18 protein-coding genes and 1 tRNA gene are annotated in these 18,724 nt (G+C 56.7%); 6 read left to right on the forward strand and 13 right to left on the reverse strand.

Annotated features, from left to right (window positions below):
- Positions 1-1,230: an MFS transporter gene (locus E8M78_RS11975; protein WP_137135259.1), complete on the forward strand. Its 1,230-nt coding sequence runs from the start codon at positions 1-3 to the stop codon at positions 1,228-1,230.
- Here E8M78_RS11975 and recO read toward each other — a convergent pair whose 3' ends face one another.
- A complete protein-coding gene (recO, locus tag E8M78_RS11980) occupies positions 1,231-1,998 on the reverse strand; it encodes a DNA repair protein RecO (protein WP_137135893.1) in 768 nt (255 codons plus the stop codon).
- A gap of 163 nt (positions 1,999-2,161) precedes the next feature.
- On the opposite strand from recO, the gene E8M78_RS11985 reads away from it, so the two are divergent.
- Positions 2,162-2,554: a hypothetical protein gene (locus E8M78_RS11985; RefSeq protein WP_137135260.1), complete on the forward strand. Its 393-nt coding sequence runs from the start codon at positions 2,162-2,164 to the stop codon at positions 2,552-2,554.
- Positions 2,555-2,564: 10 nt separating this feature from the next.
- Here E8M78_RS11985 and era read toward each other — a convergent pair whose 3' ends face one another.
- The 7 genes from era to rpoZ form a co-directional block, all read right to left on the reverse strand.
- Positions 2,565-3,518 (reverse strand): GTPase Era, encoded by a 954-nt coding sequence (era, locus tag E8M78_RS11990; protein ID WP_170973403.1) that lies wholly within the window; start codon positions 3,516-3,518, stop codon positions 2,565-2,567.
- A 9-nt stretch (positions 3,519-3,527) separates the two neighbouring features.
- Complete coding sequence (rnc, locus tag E8M78_RS11995) at positions 3,528-4,244, reverse strand: ribonuclease III (protein ID WP_137135261.1); 717 nt, start codon at positions 4,242-4,244, stop codon at positions 3,528-3,530.
- Positions 4,244-4,987 (reverse strand): signal peptidase I, encoded by a 744-nt coding sequence (lepB, locus tag E8M78_RS12000; RefSeq protein WP_137135262.1) that lies wholly within the window; start codon positions 4,985-4,987, stop codon positions 4,244-4,246. The genes rnc and lepB overlap by 1 nt, the downstream gene beginning before the upstream one ends.
- Before the next feature lie 65 nt (positions 4,988-5,052).
- A complete protein-coding gene (gene acpS, locus E8M78_RS12005) occupies positions 5,053-5,478 on the reverse strand; it encodes a holo-ACP synthase (RefSeq protein WP_137135895.1) in 426 nt (141 codons plus the stop codon).
- A 273-nt stretch (positions 5,479-5,751) separates the two neighbouring features.
- Positions 5,752-5,904, reverse strand: a complete 153-nt coding sequence (locus E8M78_RS12010; RefSeq protein ID WP_082547010.1) for a DUF3563 family protein — start codon at positions 5,902-5,904, stop codon at positions 5,752-5,754.
- A 134-nt stretch (positions 5,905-6,038) separates the two neighbouring features.
- Positions 6,039-8,279, reverse strand: a complete 2,241-nt coding sequence (locus E8M78_RS12015) for a bifunctional (p)ppGpp synthetase/guanosine-3',5'-bis(diphosphate) 3'-pyrophosphohydrolase (protein ID WP_137135263.1) — start codon at positions 8,277-8,279, stop codon at positions 6,039-6,041.
- A 114-nt stretch (positions 8,280-8,393) separates the two neighbouring features.
- Entirely contained in the window at positions 8,394-8,804 is a 411-nt protein-coding gene (gene rpoZ, locus E8M78_RS12020) for a DNA-directed RNA polymerase subunit omega (protein WP_137135264.1), read from the reverse strand.
- 289 nt (positions 8,805-9,093) lie between these two features.
- On the opposite strand from rpoZ, the gene E8M78_RS12025 reads away from it, so the two are divergent.
- Positions 9,094-9,672, forward strand: coding sequence for an NYN domain-containing protein (locus E8M78_RS12025; RefSeq protein ID WP_137135265.1), 579 nt, complete (start codon positions 9,094-9,096; stop codon positions 9,670-9,672).
- 263 nt (positions 9,673-9,935) lie between these two features.
- Positions 9,936-10,226 (forward strand): hypothetical protein, encoded by a 291-nt coding sequence (locus tag E8M78_RS12030; protein ID WP_137135266.1) that lies wholly within the window; start codon positions 9,936-9,938, stop codon positions 10,224-10,226.
- Between the two features lie 33 nt (positions 10,227-10,259).
- Here E8M78_RS12030 and smpB read toward each other — a convergent pair whose 3' ends face one another.
- Both smpB and dapA read right to left on the reverse strand, forming a co-directional pair.
- Entirely contained in the window at positions 10,260-10,736 is a 477-nt protein-coding gene (smpB, locus tag E8M78_RS12035; protein WP_062552777.1) for an SsrA-binding protein SmpB, read from the reverse strand.
- Between the two features lie 111 nt (positions 10,737-10,847).
- The gene (gene dapA, locus E8M78_RS12040) at positions 10,848-11,732 is read right to left on the reverse strand and encodes a 4-hydroxy-tetrahydrodipicolinate synthase (protein ID WP_137135267.1); all 885 of its coding nucleotides are present in this window, start codon (positions 11,730-11,732) and stop codon (positions 10,848-10,850) included.
- Positions 11,733-11,960: 228 nt separating this feature from the next.
- On the opposite strand from dapA, the gene E8M78_RS12045 reads away from it, so the two are divergent.
- Both E8M78_RS12045 and E8M78_RS12050 read left to right on the forward strand, forming a co-directional pair.
- Complete coding sequence (locus E8M78_RS12045) at positions 11,961-14,036, forward strand: lytic transglycosylase domain-containing protein (RefSeq protein ID WP_137135268.1); 2,076 nt, start codon at positions 11,961-11,963, stop codon at positions 14,034-14,036.
- Positions 14,037-14,222: 186 nt separating this feature from the next.
- The gene (locus E8M78_RS12050) at positions 14,223-15,056 is read left to right on the forward strand and encodes an alpha/beta hydrolase (protein ID WP_246658302.1); all 834 of its coding nucleotides are present in this window, start codon (positions 14,223-14,225) and stop codon (positions 15,054-15,056) included.
- 316 nt (positions 15,057-15,372) lie between these two features.
- Here E8M78_RS12050 and E8M78_RS12055 read toward each other — a convergent pair whose 3' ends face one another.
- From E8M78_RS12055 to E8M78_RS12065, 3 genes are all read right to left on the reverse strand, one after another.
- The gene (locus E8M78_RS12055) at positions 15,373-16,413 is read right to left on the reverse strand and encodes a porin (protein ID WP_137135270.1); all 1,041 of its coding nucleotides are present in this window, start codon (positions 16,411-16,413) and stop codon (positions 15,373-15,375) included.
- Between the two features lie 777 nt (positions 16,414-17,190).
- Complete coding sequence (locus E8M78_RS12060; RefSeq protein WP_137135271.1) at positions 17,191-18,231, reverse strand: porin; 1,041 nt, start codon at positions 18,229-18,231, stop codon at positions 17,191-17,193.
- A gap of 395 nt (positions 18,232-18,626) precedes the next feature.
- Positions 18,627-18,717: transfer RNA gene (locus E8M78_RS12065), tRNA-Ser, on the reverse strand.
- Positions 18,718-18,724: the final 7 nt, after the last annotated feature.

Raw genomic sequence — 18,724 nt, forward strand, 5'->3', positions numbered from 1 at the left:
ATGACCAAGCCAAGTGCCGCCGTTTCACCAATGCCCTGGCTGATCATTGCCAGCGGCTCCCTTATTGTTATGCTCATCTTCGGCCCCCGCTCGGCCATGGGCTTTTTCCAATTGCCGATGCTTTCGGAAACCGGTTGGGATCGCAGCACCTTTGGCCTTGCCATGGCGCTGCAAAACCTGTTCTGGGGTCTGAGCCAGCCCTTTTTCGGAGCAATCGCCGACCGCTTCGGCACGGCGCGTGTTCTTGTCGCTGCTGGTATTTTGTACGCGGCAGGTCTTTTACTCATGGCGCATGGCACGGCGCCCGTCTGGCTGCATGTTGGCGGCGGTATTCTGGTTGGTCTTGCCGTGGGCGCCGGTTCCTTCAGCGTAATCCTCTCGGCATTTGCCCGTAATGTGACCCCGCAGCAGCGTTCCATGGCTTTCGGCATTGGCACGGCGGCGGGTTCTGCTGGCATGTTCCTCTTCGCACCGCTCAGCCAGACGCTGATCAATCTCTACGGCTGGTCGGATAGCCTGGTCATATTGGGCGGACTGATGCTCATCATTCCCTTGCTCGCCTTCCAGCTCAAGGGGAATGCCAATTCCGGCACTCAGAGCGCTTCCAGCGTTCAACAAAGTGTTGGGCAAGCGCTACGCGAGGCCTTTGCGCACCAGAGCTATCTGCTGCTGGTGAGCGGCTTTTTCGTCTGCGGTTTCCAGGTCGCGTTCATTACAGCACACTTTCCGGCCTATCTTGGCGATATCGGCATAGATGCGAAATACGCCGTGATCGCCATGGCGCTGATCGGCTTTTTTAACATCATCGGTTCACTGGGTGCAGGTTGGATCGGCCAGCGGTACTCAAAGCCTTACTTTCTGGCCTACATCTATATCGGCCGGTCTATCGCCGTGACAGCCTTCCTGCTTCTGCCGCAGACTCCGCTTTCGGTGATCATCTTCGCAACCGTCATGGGCCTGCTCTGGCTATCCACGGTTCCGCCGACGAACGGTCTCGTGGCCATCATGTTCGGCACGCGGCATCTCGGCCTTCTGGGCGGCATGGTATTCCTCTCGCACCAGATCGGCTCCTTCCTCGGTGTGTGGATGGGCGGCTATCTGTACGATCACTTCGGTTCGTATGATCCGGTGTGGTGGCTGGGTGTCGGTCTCGGGATCTTTGCTGCAATCGTGCACTGGCCGATCCGCGAACGTCCGGTCGAACGGCTTCTGACCGCGAACCCGGCCTGATCAAGCGTCCGGCGGAACCGGCTCGCTCGGCTTGTTCTTGCGCTCCAGCGCCTTTAGCGCTGCCTGGACGAAGCCGTCGCGGGCGGCGTTTTGCTGCAGGCCTCTGGGCTCGTAGACATGTCGGTGGAGAAAAAAACCGCTGAGGCGGAAGGCATCCGCCAGTTCACGCACGCCCGCCGGTTCGGAAGGCTCCGGTGAGAGAAATCCGGGAAGCGGCAGCATTCTGTCCGCATAGGGCGCACCTGCATCGCGACTGACCGCGCGCCCGCTTTTCGGGGACACATAGATAAGCCCCTCCCGCGCACCCGTGGCCGCGCATTCGCCCAGATCGAGCCCGAAGCCGAGATCGTTCAGAACGGCAAGTTCGAAGCGAACATAGAGTTCGCCGGCCCCGGCGGGATCTTCCATATGATCGAGAATGGCATCCAGAGCATCGAACAGATGCGGATGCGGATCGCGCTCCGGCAGCAGGCGAAGCAGCGCCCCCATGGCCTGCACGCCATAAACCGCGGTCGCGCTTTCCATGAGACGCGCCGCCCGAAGGTGGATCGGCTCCAGTTTGTAATCGCCCAGGTGCTCGTCAAGCCTCGCGCGCCAGACCGCATCCACACGGTTCCCCGGTTGAAGCACTGGCTGCATGGTGCGGGAACGTCCACCGCGGACAAGGCCCATGTGGCGACCGCGCGTCTTCGTCATCAGTTCCGCAACGACGCTCGTTTCGCCATGGCGGCGAACACCGATGACAATGCCTTCATCCTGCCACTGCATAGTGCCCGTATATTCCTTCTGAAACGCAGTTTCACCTGACATCGGGTCTACGCGCAATCGCGCAGACGTGCTGGAACAAAACATAGCATCAGGTGCCTGGAAGCGGGAACCAAACAGGGGGCTGATCGGTTGCTGCGCCGAGAGTAAAAATTCCGGAGAAACCATGCGCAACGCGTCGCTCGCAGTCCTTATCACCCTTCCCGCATTGATCTCCGTTGCGCCGCAAATGGCCCGCGCGCAATCCGTCGAACTGGAGCAGGCCTGTGTCGCAGTGGCCAAGAGCTTCATGCTGGTTCCGACGCTGAAGACCGGCGTCGTGCAATCCTTCCCAGAGCTTGACCCGCCGGGTGCACGCCTCACTTACTCTACACGGGCAAACCCGGAGCCGACCGACTATACGAACGAGATCAATTGCGAGTTCGAAAAGGCTCAAGCCCCGTACGGGCTCAAGCGCTTTTGTATTTCCAACACCTGTTATTCAGCAAGCGAGAAGGAAGACGAGAACCGCCGCCGCTTCCTGGAAGTGAAGGCGCTGATGGACCGTCAGAAGCGCTAACACAAGGGGCTCAGCCCCTCGGGAACTCCAGCCCCATCTCGCGGAAACGTTCCGGATCATCGCCCCAGTTTTCGCGAACCTTCACGAACAGAAACAGGTGAACGGGCTGTTCGAGGATTTCGGACAGCTCCTTGCGGGACGCGGTGGAGATTGCCTTGATCGCTTCGCCACCCTTGCCAAGCGCGATTTTCTTCTGGCTGTCGCGCTCGACATAGATCACCTGTTCGATGCGAACGGATCCATCCTTACGCTCTTCCCACTTCTCGGTTTCAACATGCGAGGAATAGGGAAGCTCCTGATGCAGGCGCAGAAACAGTTTTTCGCGCGTGATTTCGGCGGCAAGCTGGCGCATGGGCAGATCGGAAATCTGGTCTTCCGGATAGTACCACGGGCCTTCCGGCAGAACCTCTGCGAGGTGATCCATGAGATCTTCGCAGCCGGAACCCGTTGTTGCCGAAATCATGAATGTCCGCTCGAACTTGACCGATTCGTTCGCAGTCTGCGCCAGCTTGAGCAGATCCTCCGGCTTCACACGGTCAATCTTGTTCAGAACCAGTATCTTCGGCTGATGAACGTCCTTCAGACCTTCCAGGATAGCTTCCGCATCGCCCCGAAGGCCGCGCTCGCTATCGATCAGCAGCATGATGAAATCGGCATCCTTGGCACCGCCCCAGGCGGATGTCACCATCGCACGATCAAGACGCCTGCGCGGCTTGAAGATACCTGGTGTATCCATGAAAACGATCTGCGCGTTTTTGTGGATGGCAATCCCCCGCACGATAGCGCGCGTGGTCTGAACCTTGTGGCTGACGATCGAGACCTTGGCGCCGACCAGCCGATTGACCAGCGTAGACTTGCCAGCATTCGTCGCGCCGATCAGAGCCACGAAGCCGGAATGGGTTTTTGGCGCATCCGCCACTGGAGTGCCGACACCATCGTCGGCAATATTCTGTTCTTCGCTCATCTTGACCCTTCAGCCTTCTTGTTCAGGCTTTTGCCAGATGCCTTCGCGCTCCAGCAGTTTCGTTGCTGCAACCTGCTCCGCCGCCCGCTTGGAGCGTTCGATACCGGTCTCGGGCTCCACACCCTCGATTTCGACCGTCACGGTGAATTGCGGTTCGTGGTCGGGACCGGAACGATCATCAACACGGTAGTGAGGCGTGCGACCGAACTTCGCGTGCGACCATTCCTGCAATTCCGTCTTGGCATCACGGCGGCCATTGGCAGAGCTTTTCGCCCGCTTTTCCCAATGCTTGAGAATGAAGCTTCTCGCAGCCTCCAGTCCAGCGTCAAGATAGATGGCAGCAATCAGGCTTTCCACAACGTCGGCCCGCACGTTCTGCATGCGCTTGCCGGTCAGCTTCTTTACATCGGAACCGGTTCGAATGAACTGGTGAAGACCGAGATCATCCGAAACGCTGGCGCAGCTTTCCGCGCTGACCAACTGGTTCAGGCGAACGGAAAGTTCGCCCTCCGTCGCCATCGAATAGGTGCTGAACAACAGTTCTGCAACGCACAGGCCAAGCACACGGTCGCCCAGAAACTCAAGCCGCTCGTAGTTCGATGCCTTGCCGCCGCCGGTGCTTGAATGCGTCAGCGCGCGATCCAGCCACTGCTTATCCGCAAACGTATGCCCGAGCGCCGTTTCCAGCTTTACGCGCTGATCTGCGGACAGGTTCGTCGCCTTCATTATTGAACGCCCTTGAAGAGACGATCCCAGCGCATGTTGACAGGCCACTTCCAGATTTCGCTGAAGGAGGTATCGTTGCCCAGCGAGAAGAAAATGATGCTGGCGCGACCAACAAGATTTTCCGCAGGAACGTAGCCGACATCAAAGCGGCTATCGAGAGAGTTGTCGCGATTATCGCCCATGAAGAAATAATGTCCCGCAGGAACGACGAACTCGCGTGTGTTATCGCCACGACCGTCCTGGATCTGATCCAGCGTTTCGTAAGCCTTGCCGTTATCCAGCGTCTCACGAAAGACCGGCACATCCGTGCCTGGGTCGAGACGGTAGTCCGATGTGAATTTTCCATCAGGTTGCTTGGGAACCGGCTTGCCGTTCAAATGCAGGACACCGTTGATCATCTGAATGCGGTCACCCGGCAGGCCGATCAGGCGCTTGATGTAGTCCACATTCGGATCTGTCGGCAGACGGAAAACGATGACATCGCCGCGTGTCGGTTCGCTGGCCAGAATGCGCCCCGAAAACAGGTTTGGCGACAGGGGCAGCGAATACTTGGAGTAGCCGTAGGCGAACTTGTTGACGAAGATGTAGTCGCCCACCAGAAGCGTCGGCATCATCGAGCCTGACGGAATTGTAAAGGGTTGAAACAGTACAGTACGGATAACCAACGCCAGCAGAAGCGCCTGGATGATGACCTTGATGTTTTCCCAGAGGGCGCTCTGTGACTTTTCGGCTTTTTCGGACACGGTTGACGTCTTTCGTTATCGGCTTTCGCGCTTCTCTAACCCCTTCCAGGGGAGCGGGCAATGCCTCAGCGCGACAGGATGGAGGCTTCACTAGAAATGGGGCGTGCCTCGATGATCACAAAGGCCTGAGCGTAAGGATATTCATCGGTAATGGTCAAATGAATCACAGCTTCGTGCCCGGCAGGCATCATCGATGCCAGATGCGCGCCCGCGCCGCCTGTCAGCAGCATTGTGGGTTTGCCCGATGGCAGGTTGACGACCCCCATGTCGCGCCAGAAGACACCCTGCGCAATGCCGGTGCCCAAGGCCTTGGAGCAGGCTTCCTTGGCAGCGAAGCGTTTGGCGTAGGAGGCGGTACGCGTCTTGCGCCCGTCGGACTTGCGACGTTCAATTTCCGTGAAACAGCGATGGGTAAAGCGCTCGCCGAAACGCTCGATGGATTTTTCAACCCTGCGGATATCGATCAGGTCGCTACCCATTCCAATGATCATGGTGATCCTTTCGCCCTGGCCAACAAAGCCACCCTCAAGATGGGTCTGTGCCGCATGCTGGCGCTCAAGCGACAAAGGCCGCACGCCAGCCCCTCAAGGCGATACCGCAAGGACGCATATTCTGCAATCACCGAACGGCGCCAAACAGGCAAGAGCGCCGCGCTACTCATCCCGAAAGTGCGCTCCCAGGCGGAGCCATGCACCTATCGGACCTTCAGTCATGTATTTTGCACCGCACCATGATTGTGCGAAGCAGGTTGTTGATCGTCCTGCTCAGAAGGACTTGCGGAACATACCACGATCGACCTGACGCATGCGGTATTCGAGTTCGATTGCGTCGCTTGCGTCGTTCAAATAGGCCATTTCACGTTCCTGAACGGTCGGAGCGCGAAGGGCGCGGGCGAGCTGTCTCATAGGCTTGAACATGTGTTCGTCTCCTTGTTGCGATGCACAAAACATAAGACGAACCGATTGAAACCACCAGAGCCAGTGCGCTTCAGCTGCCATGCATTACGCGCATGGCTTGATTAGAAGAATGGCAACGAGCGATTAACGAATGATCAATCGTACAGCCGCTTGACCGTGGAGATGCAATCCAGTTCCTTCAACTGCGACAGCAGCTGATTCAACTGACGCAAATCCCAGACTTCCAGTTCCAGCGCCAGTTCCGAGAAGTCGGTCGCGACACGACCCATGGTCATCATGCGGATGTTGATGTCGAGGCGGGCAATCGTCTGGGCAACGGTGGCCAGAGTACCGGGCTCGTTCAGGGCATTGATGACAACCTTGGCCATGAAGCGCGACTTGTTGGCCTCATCGAGATCCCAGCGAACATCGATCCAGCGTTCCGGCTGATCATCGAAGCGTTGAAGCGCGGAAGACTGGATTGGGTAGATAGTCAGGCCCTTCCCCTCCTCCATGATACCCACGATGCGATCTCCGGGCACCGCACCGGACGGGGCAAACTGCACCTCGATATGATCGGCCAGGCCGCGGATCGGCAAAGGATCGGGACCAGAGCCATTCGCTACTGCCGCTTCACTTGCCTCTTGCGCCGTGCGCTCGCGACCCGGAAGACGGAACATCATGCCTGAAGCGCTCTGCATGTTGAACCAGCCCTGATCAGCCGCTGGCTTGATGGTGGCGCGCTCGTCCTTGTAATCGGGGAAGACGGCCCGGAAGACATCGAGCGAGGAGAGCTCGCCGCGCCCGACAGACGCAATCGCGTCTTCCACATCCTTGTGGCCAAGTCTAAAAAGAGCTGGCTTGAGGATATCACGCGAGAACTGTTTGCCTGCACGCTCGAATGTGCGCTCCAGAATGCGATAACCAAGCCCTGCATATTGCTTGCGGATTGCCATGCGGGTCGCGCGCCGGATGGCGGCACGCGCCTTGCCAGTCACCACAATCTCTTCCCAGGCAGCAGGCGGAACCTGCACGCCGGACCGAATGATCTCGACTTCATCGCCATTGTTCAGGCGGGTGACAAGCGGCATGATGCGGCCATTGATCTTGGCACCGACTGTCGTATCGCCAATGTTTGTATGGACCGCGTAGGCGAAATCGATCGGAGTGGCGCCGCGCGGCAGGGCAATCAACTTACCCTTTGGCGTGAAGCAGAAAACCTGATCCTGGAACAGCTCGAGCTTGGTATGTTCGAGAAATTCTTCCGGATTGTCCCCTTCCGCCAGCGCCTCAATCGTATGGCGCAGCCAGGAATAGGCGTTGGATTCCTTCGAGAGAAGCTCGCCTCCCTCCGTGTTTTCGCCATCCTTATAGAGGCTATGCGCCGCGATACCGAATTCCGCTATCTCATGCATACGCCGCGTGCGGATTTGCAGTTCGATACGCTGCCGCGACGGGCCAACGATCGTGGTGTGGATGGAGCGATAATCGTTCTGCTTCGGGGTCGATATATAGTCCTTGAAACGGCCTGGAACGACGCGCCAGCGGGTATGGACGATACCAAGCGCACGGTAACAGGCTGGGATGTCGTCGACCAGGATACGAAAGCCATAGACATCCGAAAGCTGTTCGAAGGACAGGGATTTGGACTGCATCTTGCGGAAGACGGAATAAGGCTTCTTCTGTCGCCCTTTCACGTAAGGGTTCAGCAATCCGTTGGCGACGAGAAGCTCGCGCAATTCCTCCTCGATCTTCGAGATGAGCCCTTCGTTGCGCGAAGAGAGCTCTGCCAGACGCTTCGTGACCGTCTCGTAGGCTTCGGGATTCAAATAGCGGAACGAGAGATCCTCAAGCTCGTCACGCATGTCCTGCATACCCATGCGGCCCGCAAGCGGCGCATAGATATCCATGGTTTCTTCGGAAATACGGGCGCGCTTGTCGTCACGCATGTGCTCAAGCGTGCGCATGTTGTGCAGGCGATCGGCAAGCTTGACCAGAAGAACGCGCACATCATCGGAGATCGCGAGAAGCAGCTTGCGAAGGTTCTCTGCCTGCTTGGCTTTCTTGGAAACGAGATCAAGACGCTTGAGCTTGGTCAGACCTTCGACGAGCCGACCAATATCCTCGCCGAAGAGTTCATCGATTTCGGCACGGGTCGCGGTGGTATCTTCGATCGTATCGTGCAGGAGAGCCACGGCAATGGTCGACTCATCCAGATGCATATCGGTCAGGATGGCGGCAACTTCCAGCGGATGGGAAATGTAAGGGTCGCCGCTGGCACGCTTCTGCTGGCCATGTTTCTGCATGGCGTAGACATAGGCTTTGTTAAGCAGAGCTTCGTTTGCGTCGGGCTTGTACTTCTGGACGCGCTCAACGAGCTCGTATTGCCGCATCATGCCGTGGAAAATCCTGTCGAACTTGAAAACAAAAAAGGCGCGCCGACCTATGCGTCGACGCGACCATCAATATATCCGCTACGCCGCATCAGATACAGCGTCGACTGATAAATATCAGTAGTCGTCGCTCTTTTCCGGCGGAACGAGACCTTCGATACCGGCCAGCAAATCTTCTTCCGACATCTGGTCGAACGTCAGCGTCTCAGGAAGATCGTCTTCGTCAAGCACCTTGTCCTGACCGGAAGCGCCTGCATTAGCGGCAATAAGGCTGGACGGATCGGGTTCCGGCTCATCGACTTCAACATGCTTCTGAAGGGAATGGATCAGATCTTCCTTAAGGTCGTCGGGCGAAAGCGTCTCGTCGGCGATCTCGCGCAGTGCAACAACCGGGTTCTTGTCGTTGTCGCGATCAACGGTGATGGAGGCACCCTGAGAAATCTGACGTGCGCGATGGCTTGCCAGAAGCACAAGCTCAAAACGGTTATCGACTTTGTCGATGCAATCTTCTACTGTGACTCGAGCCATAGCCTGTCCTTTACGGTCGGTATTTCAGGATTTGATATGCCGGATACAGGCAACGGCCCCGAAATTCAAGTTTTTCCTGTCGCGGCCGCGATTTACCCCCTTCTCACCACAAAGTCTATGGTATATTCAACCATAAGTTGCTTGGATAAATTTGAGCCGTGCCGTAAAGGCTGGTTATATGAAAATATCATAATGTTACCAGCCATTTCTACAATTCTGTTGTGAAATTTTTCGTACGACAGACATAGTGGCCGGGTCGCAGTAGGATTTCTGGGACGGATGAGGATTTATGTTTGACCCCCGCGAAAAAATAGCTCTCTTCATCGATGGCGCGAATCTTTACGCAGCCTCGAAAAGCCTTGGTTTTGACATTGATTATCGCAAATTGCTGAAGGCTTTTCAGAAGCGCGGCTATCTTTTGCGAGCCTACTATTACACAGCGCTTATCGAAGATCAGGAATATTCGTCCATTCGCCCGCTGATCGACTGGCTTGATTACAACGGCTACAAGGTTGTGACGAAGCCTGCCAAGGAATTCACCGATTCCATGGGCCGCCGAAAGGTAAAGGGCAATATGGACATCGAACTGGCTATCGATGCGATGGAACAGTCCGAGACCGTTGATCACCTTGTGCTGTTTTCCGGCGACGGCGATTTCACAACGCTTGTGGAAGCACTGCAGCGCAAGGGCCGCAAGGTATCTGTCGTCTCGACCATGGCGACGCAGCCACCGATGATCGCAGACGACCTGCGCCGTCAGGCGGACCATTTCATCGATCTTCTGTCTCTGAAGACGGAAATCGGTCGCGATCCCTCCGAGCGCCCTGTGCGTCCACATGATGTCGGCGCAGATCTGCCGACCACCTGATCTGCTTCATCATAATCCATTAAAGGGCGCCCAAATGGCGCCTTTTTCCTGTTCGCGTGGTTTTGCGGCGCGACATTGATCATAAAACTTGATCTTATCTATCTCAAACATTCGCTGGACGAATTGAAGCCGCAGCAGCATTGTCTGGCACAGAGCTTGCGGCAAAAGCCGCGCGTCATCAACCCCTCACCCCTTCGCCGATCCCCTGCCTGCATGCTGCAGAGCGGGCATCACCTCTTCGTGCCGTTTGAAAGGATATTGCCATGCGCACGATCAGCCACGCTAATTCTCTCGTCATCTCCGCAATCACGGAGACCAGCCGCGCGGTTTACGAAACCATTGCTATGCTTACGAGAGTGGCTCTTCGACGCCAGGTGAGGATCTCGAATAGCATTAGCGATCTCAACCCTAATCAAATGAAAGATCTCAATGCGGATCTGGAGGGGGAAAGCATGCGCAACAATCCGGCATTCCGCGCCTATGAGCAGGAGCGGGCCCTGTACGAAGCAAAGCAGAAGGCCCTGCTTTTTACGCTGGGCATGAGCGGAAGGTAACCCTCCCAACCAAACTCATAGGGCAGCAACAGATTAGCCGGTCTTCAACAACCGGCTTTTCTGGCGATTCCAGTCGCGTTCCTTTTCGGTCTCGCGCTTGTCGTGCAGTTTCTTGCCCTTTGCCAGAGCGAGCTCCAGCTTGGCCCTGCCCTTTTCATTGAAATAGATCTTCAATGGCACAAGCGTCATGCCTTCACGATTGATACCTGCCCTCAGACGGCTGATTTCCCGCTTGTTGAGCAGCAGTTTACGGCGGCGCCGGGGCTCATGATTGAACCGGTTCGCCTGCAGATATTCCGGCAGATGCGAGTTGATCAGCCAGATCTCGTCACCCTCGTCCGAGGCGTAGGATTCGGCAATATTGGCTTTTCCATCGCGCAGAGATTTGACCTCCGTGCCGGTCAGAACCAGACCTGCCTCGTAGGTATCGACGATCTCATAGTTGAAGCGCGCCTTGCGGTTCTCCGCAACGATCTTGTTGACGACGCGCTGGCTGCCTCTGGGTGCCATATGCTTATTCCAGTTCCTGATGATCCGCCCGATAGCCGGACGATATCAATGATGTAGTGTGTCGCCTCGCAAAAGCAAAGACGGCAGCCAAGCAAGGGGCTGCCGATCTTTTCAGTTCAGGAGACCTGCATGCTTGAGTGCCGCATCGATGGCAGCCTCGGTGGCGGGTTCAAGCGTAGACATGAGTGGCGAACGCGCATGGCGATTGAGGCCACGCGTGCGCGACAAAGCGTACTTGGTGCCGCAGACACCCGGCTCCATGAAGATGGCCTTATGAAGTGGCATCAGGCGATCCTGGTATTCCAATGCCTTGGCGTAATCACCGGCCAGCGTCGCCTGCTGGAACTCTGCACAGAGGCGCGGCGCCACATTGGCAGACACTGATATGCAACCGACGCCGCCGTGGGCATTGAAACCGAGAGCCGTGCCATCTTCACCAGACAATTGGATGAATTGCTTGCCGCATGTCATGCGCTGTTCGGAAACACGATCGATCTTGCCGGTCGCATCCTTTACGCCCACGATGTTAGAATGTGCCTTGACCAAGGCCCCCATCGTTTCCGGCGTCATATCGATGACCGAACGCGGCGGAATGTTGTAGATGATGATAGGCAGCTTCACGGCCTCTGCAACGGCCGAGAAATGGGCAAACAAGCCCTTCTGCGTCGGCCTGTTGTAATAGGGCGTGACAACAAGAAGGCCATCAGCACCGGCAGCTTCCGCATGCTGGGCAAGTTCGATTGCTTCGCGCGTATTGTTGGAGCCGGCGCCCGCAATGACGGGCACACGCTTGCGAGTAACTTCGATGCACAGTTCAATGACGCGCTTGTGCTCATCATGTGAGAGCGTAGGAGATTCGCCCGTGGTTCCGACCGGCACCAGACCAGTGCTGCCTTCCGTAACCTGCCACTCCACGTGAGCAGCAAACGCCTCCTCATCCACTGCGCCCGCATCGGTAAACGGCGTGATGAGCGCGGGCATGGACCCCTTGAACATGCAAAGTCTCCTCGGCGACCGTACTCATTCTTCGGCCGCATTATTCTTGTTTAAGTGCGCGCACCATAAAGGGCGAGTTGAGCCGCGACAAGCGTGACAAGGTGCGTTTTGCAATAGATCGTGATAGAAGATTGCGGATGCGGGGGCACTGCGGTAACGGGCTGTTAATCAAGATGGAGCGTAATTAACTATCGGAACGGATTGCAACTGTGCGAACATGAGTGCGGGATGAAGACCTCTCTCTGCGTGACAAGTCTGACGCTTTTATTGACGGCATCCGCGGTCGTTTGTGCGCCACTGCCGGATGGTCCGCTTCCGCATCCTGTTTCCCGGCCAAAAGACTTTCAGCCCGCCGCCGTGCCTGTTCCGGAAATTACCGGTTCCATTCCGCGCGCCACTCAGCCGCAGGATGCCGATGCCTCTCTTTCACTTCTTAAGCAGGGCCTGGATTCACTGTCCAACCGGGATATCACGTCGGCGCTTGCCGCCCGGGACGCGCTGACCCCCGGTTCGCTTGATCATCATCTGCTAACCTGGGCGATTGCAACGTCGGGTGCCCGTGGCGTCCCCTCCTCCGAGATTGCCGAAGCCCAACGGGAACTTACCGGCTGGCCGGGGCTTTCCAGGCTACGCGCCAATTCCGAGCGATCGCTTTTCGCAGAAAATCCTCCGCCTGCTCAGGTGCTTGCAGCGTTTGGCAGCACACTTCCAGAAACGCCACAAGGTGCCATTATTCTTGCCAGATCGCTTGCGGCGCAGGGCAATGGACCAGCGGCTGCAAAAGTTCTGCGGCCATTCTGGATCGGCTATACGCTGGACAAGGATCTGGAGGATCAGATCCTGCGGGAATTCGGCTCTGTGCTGACACCGTCCGATCATCGAGCGCGGATGGATTACCTCATGTACCGGGGACGTTCAGCGCAAGCACAGCGCTTCAGCGAACTCGGTCGCGCTGCATCTCTCTACAAAGCCTGGGTTGCGGTTACTGCGAACGCCAAGAACGCGCCTGCACTTCTGAGCAGCGTCGATCGGTCGCTGCAGGACGATTCCGCCTATCTCTTCGTGCGGATCGAACTCCTCCGCCGTCAGGATCAGTACGAGCAGGCGGCCGCTTTGCTTGCCCGTGCTCCCAAGGACCGCGGAGACATGGTGAACGCCAGCGAATGGTGGAACGAGCGCCGGATCATCGCACGGGGTCTGGCGGATAAAGGCGATTTCAGGTCTGCCTATCAGGTGGTCGCAGCCCACAACGCGAAGAGCCCGACAGATATCGTTGATGCCGAATTTCATGCGGGCTGGTATGCGTTGCGCGGCATGCGCGACCCAAAGGCTGCTTCCCAGCATTTCGAACGGATTCTGAAGGCCTCGAGCAGGCCTCTGTCGGCTTCGCGCGCCTGGTACTGGCTTGGCCGCTCTGCGGAAGCAGGTGGCCCAGGCAATGCCAGCGACTACTTCTCGAAGGCCGCCGCCTATTCCGCGACCTTCTATGGACAACTTGCAGCCGCACGCCTCAATCGCCCTGCCCTCAATGTTTCCTATCCATCGCCCAGCGCCCAGGATCGGCGGCTGTTCGAATCGCGGGAAGCGGTGCGCGCGATCGACAGGCTGGATCAGGCCGGGCATGTGAAAAGGGCGGACGCTCTTTACAAGGCATTGGCCGACGAGATGACCAGCCCTGGGGAATTGGCGATTCTGGCGGCGCGCGCAGAGCGGAACAACAACCACGCCATGTCGCTTGAGATTGGCAAGTCTGCCTTCAATCGCGGGCTGGATGTCGCCGCATTGGCATTTCCGATCGGCGTCATCCCGCCCTCTGCCAATATCAATGGTTCCGGCAAGGCGCTTGCCTATTCCATCGCGCGGCAAGAAAGCGCTTTCAACCCCACCGCAGTTTCCGGCGCAGATGCGCGCGGACTACTGCAACTGCTACCCGGCACAGCAAAGGCTGTTGCCGGACGTCACGGCATGCAGTTTACGGCCGCCAAGCTAACGTCCGATCCGGGCTATAACGCAACCCTTGGCGCGCATTATCTGGGTGAGCAGATCGACGCCTTCGATGGCTCCTACATCATGACCTTTATTGCTTACAACGCAGGGCCGCGGCGCGTACCGGAGTGGATTGCGCGTTATGGAGATCCACGCGGCAAGACCATCGACGAGGTCGTTGACTGGATAGAACGGATCCCCTTCCCGGAAACGCGCAACTACGTACAGCGAGTTATGGAAAACTATCAGGTCTACAAGGTTCGCCTGGGGCAGAAGGCCGACATAGTGGATGACCTCCGGTTTGGCCGCCGGTCATAGCCATTGGAAGACACCTGCGCTTCACGGCCTGGTCCGGCTGCGAGAGGAGTGCCTTGCGGATTTCCGGGACCCGTGAAATTTTGCCTGACATCAGGATAGAATGCCGTTGCCACAGGCACAGGAGGGAAAAGCGTGCAACCAATCAGAAGCGACCTCCATTTCGCCACGTCAGCAGATGGAACACGCTTGGCGTACCACGTATATGCTCCCAACAACGCCGTTTCAGATGCGCTTCCGCTGGTCTGCCTGGCTGGTATCACCCGCAACAGCCGCGATTTCCGTGTATTTGCCGAAACTGTCGCCAGCGATCCGATCAAGCCACGCACCGTAATTTGCATCGATTATCGCGGACGCGGAGCCTCGGACCGAGCTGAAGATGCAGCAACCTATTCCATCCTCACGGAAGCGCAGGATTGCCTGTTGGTTCTGGATACACTCGGGATCACGCAAGCGATCTTCATAGGCACCTCGCGCGGCGGCCTTATTCTTCACATCCTCGCGCAACTTGCCCCAGAGCGAATAACAGCCGCGGTATTGAACGATGTCGGTCCGGAACTCGGATTGGAAGGACTACAACTGATCCAGAGCTATCTCAGCCAAGGCAACACCAGCACCATTCCAGACTGGGCATCCGCAGCGCAACAGCTATCCCGCTTGCATGGAGCCGCCTTCCCTGCTCTTGAGCCGAGCGACTGGCAGGACATGGCTCACGCCATCTATACCGAACACGGCGGAAAAATTGTTCCTGACTGCGATCCAGCCATCCCGCTTGCGTTCGCATCCATTGATCTTGAACAATCTCTCCCTCACTTATGGTCGCAATTCGACCTGCTGAGCGACAGGCCGATGATGGTTGTTCGAGGCGAACATTCCACCTTGCTGACCGAGCCAATCGTAGCGTCCATGAAAGACCGGCATCCGAAACTGCGTGTCTTGACAGCTGCCGGCCAAGGTCACGCACCGCTTCTGCATAAGCCTCAAGTGCGCGATGATCTGGTAGCCTTTCTACGAACGGTTTAGTCGACTGATACGAAGCGTCATTGAAGACGACTCTTCGTATTCAATTTTCGAATTTCTCAAGCCACTGACGCAATCGAGATATTCGAAATCCCTCAAAGGTGAGGATGCGTCAGCATCTTCGATGCCTTGGTGTGATTGAGTTTTCGCGCCAAATCGCCGCAAAGATGCAGTTCGCTCCCGGTGTTCAAGTCCTTGTTTGTCTCGTGTGGTACCCGCGAGACCAGCGCGCACTTCCGCAAATACGCATCTGCCAACCCTCCTCAAACAAGAAAACCCGCCTTTCGGCGGGTTTTCGATGTCTTATCGTCAGACGCACTTAGAATGCGCGCTGCAGACGGAAGAAGCCAGTCCAGCTTTCCGCACCGTTGTCGATATCCTGGTAGTTGGCAGTAACCTTGGCCGAAAGGTTCGTGGCCAGCTGGTAATCTACGGTTACGCCAGCGCGCCATGCATCGCCACCGACAAAGTCGCCGACGCGGTTGGTCTGTACCTTCCAGAGGTACTGAGCAGCCGGGGTGATCGTGAACTTGTCGTTGAGCTTGATGGCGTACTCACCAGCGACAGTCCATTCGGACTCATCGTAGTAAGCATTTGCACCGCTAGCCCAGGCAGCGGAAAGGCCGAGCGTGCCAGGACCAAGGTCGGCATAGGCAATCGCGCGCAGAGCGCCGTTTTCCTGGTCGATGTCGTAAGAACCAATCAGGTTACCGCGGATCGCACCTTCGGAAATGCCAACTGCGCCGCTGATGCCGACATTGTTGTTAGCCTTCGGAACGAAACCGTAAGCAACACCGAGGTTCGAACCAGCAGCATAGGCGCTTTCGAGTTCTTCAACCGCGACGCCAGCGAAGAAGGCGCCCGATGTGTAGGTGTAGCGGATTGCGTTGTACTGAGTCGTGTTGGACGACAGGAGGTCTGTTTCACCAGACAGATCGTCATCCCACCAGCTGTAGAAGAAACCGACCTTCAGGCCACCAACTTCGATGAAGGCCTGATCGACGTTTATGCCACGGCTGGTGCTGTTGTCAGCATTTCCGCGAAGGCCGATAAAGCCGCGCAGGGTGCCAAGCTCAGTATTGGAGCGAGCGTCGAACTCCAACTGACCACGCGAGAAAGCGTTCCAATCAGAGCGACCCGATGCATCACGACCGAAGTCTGTCTGGAAGCGAACATAGCCGCCGATCTTCAGGCAGGTTTCAGAACCAGGAATGTAGAAGAAGCCAGCACCGAATGCGTCGCAGACGCGAACATATTCCATTGGCTCCGGCTGAGCAGCAACGATAGCATCGGCAGCATTGGATGCCGAAGCAAAGGACAGCGCAGCTACAGAGCTTGCGGCGAGAACCTTGAAGTTCATGTTTTTCCCTCGAAAATTGAAACCATCGGGCGTCAGGTCGCTTGGGTCAACCTGATGTAGGCACATTAAAGCACCGGCTTTCGCAGTCGCAAAATTAAAAAGCTCCAATTCTTGATTATCAACGCGTGTTGAATTCGGAATTGTTGCGAAAGCGTGACACATTCGCGTCAGGGCAACATCTAATAGTTAATCATATCAATCCAACACACGCCGGGCATGTCAGAAACTAACGAAATATTAATGAAACCAAGGATTTCACCGACACATTTCCGCCTCAATCCAGACCCGACTGGTCAACACCATGCAGATGTGGAATCAATCGGCGGCTGGCGGAGGTCATTCGGCAGGACTCATCGCTATCCCGCGCCTGCGTGCGAGACGGCTTATTTCTGGGCACGAATAGCACCTAACAAAATATGACGTCGCCTGGGGCCCTGCTCTCCCGCAGACTGTTCTCAGCAATTCTGACAATTCGGACCTCAGACTTTAATTGCCGCGAACAAAGCAGGTCGTGTGCGTCTGATATCAAGGAATCAAAATCTGCGTCATCGCCAGATTTAACCTGCTTCCGAGATGCACCAATTCGACCTTTCGCTATTCGTGATTCTGCGTGAACAGATCCCTGAAAATGGCAACGTGACCTGAACGGACTAGCATCGAGTCCTGATCATGAGAGGCCCGAGCCAAACATCAATGAATGCCCAGCTTCGTCACAACTTCAAACGCAAAAAGCCCGACACAAAGCCGGGCTTCCGCAATCAGACCTGAACGGTAAGATTAGAACGAACGCTGCAGACGCAGGTAACCGCTCCACTGCTCCTGTGCACGGTCCGGATCGTAGTACTGAACCGAAGCCTTTGCAGTCAGGTTCTTGGCGAGCGTGTAGTCGAGCGTCAGACCAGCCTTCCAAGCGTCACGCGAACCAACGAAATCGCCGAAGCGGTTCTGGTCGAGAGTCCAGAAATACTGGAAGCCGGGCGTGATCTTGAACTTGTCCGTGACCTTTACAGCGTATTCAGCTGCAACAGTCCATTCAGCCTTGTCGTAGTAGACGTTCTGGCCGGAAGCCCAGATCGCTGCGAGGCCGAGCGTGCCCGGACCGAGGTCAGCTGTCAGGATACCGCGGATGGCGCCGTTTTCCTGGTCGATGTCGTAACCGCCGAGGACGTTAACCTTCACGCTACCGAATGCGCCACCAACGATACCGGAGATACCGACATTGTTGTTTGCGTCGAGAGCGCGGGAGACGCCGAACGGAGCGACAGCTGCAGTTGCCGTTGCGCCTTCAAGTTCGTCAACCGAGAGACCAGCGTAGAAGTTGCCAGCCTTATAGGTGTAGCGAACAGAGTTGAAGATAGCGTTCTGGTTGATGTCGTCGGTTTCACCAGAGAGGCTGTCATCCCACCAGTTGTAGAAGTAACCAACCTTCAGGCCGCCAACTTCGATGAAAGCCTGATCGAGGTTTACACCACGGTTGCCGGCGTTCTGAGCATTGCCCTGCAATGCAATGAATCCACGGATCGTGCCGAGTTCGGAGTCCGAACGAGCGTCGATTTCGAGCTGACCACGGGTACGCGAATTCCAGTCAGACGTACCGGAAACGTTGCGGCCGAAGTCCGTCTGGAAACGAACGTAACCACCGATCTTGAGGCAGGTTTCAGAACCCGGAATGTAGAAGAAACCAGCGCCGAATGCGTCGCAAACGCGAACGTATTCCATCGGCTCCGGCTGAGCAGCAACGATAGCGTCGGCAGCCTGGGCGCCGGATACTGCTGCAAGGGCAGCAGCGGAGCCGAGAAGAAGGCTCTTGATGTTCATAATGACCTCCAGTCAAGTTTAACGAGGGTTTGGGTTTTTAGATCGAGAAACGACCTTCCCTGCCCCACACCCGTTTAGTCAGAAGGTAGACGATCCACCGCCTCGCTTCTGATGGTGAACATACTCGGTCGTCTGACGCTTGCAATCGTGAAGTTGACCCCAATCAGACAAGCCGGGCTGCTTCACAAATGGCTGTTGCTCAAACGACACAAAAGCGCGTGGACAACGTTTCAAATTTTACCAATGATTAAGAAAGTCGTTGTCCGACAGGGTGTTACGCGCAGCCAGACCGGTAACGGCCTTGTTGCGCAATTGCATCAGCGTCCCACGTCAGGAGTCTGCCTTGTGCTCTGTGATGTGCGAGATATCTACAATGCGCGCTTTCGCATTAATGGTGGCGGAGAGGAAGGGATTCGAACCCTCGATACGCTTTTGACGTATACTCCCTTAGCAGGGGAGCGCCTTCGACCACTCGGCCACCTCTCCGGTGCCG

Origin of the sequence: Rhizobium sp. FKY42, from assembly GCF_005222835.1 — a bacterium.
Lineage (GTDB): Bacteria > Pseudomonadota > Alphaproteobacteria > Rhizobiales > Rhizobiaceae > Neorhizobium.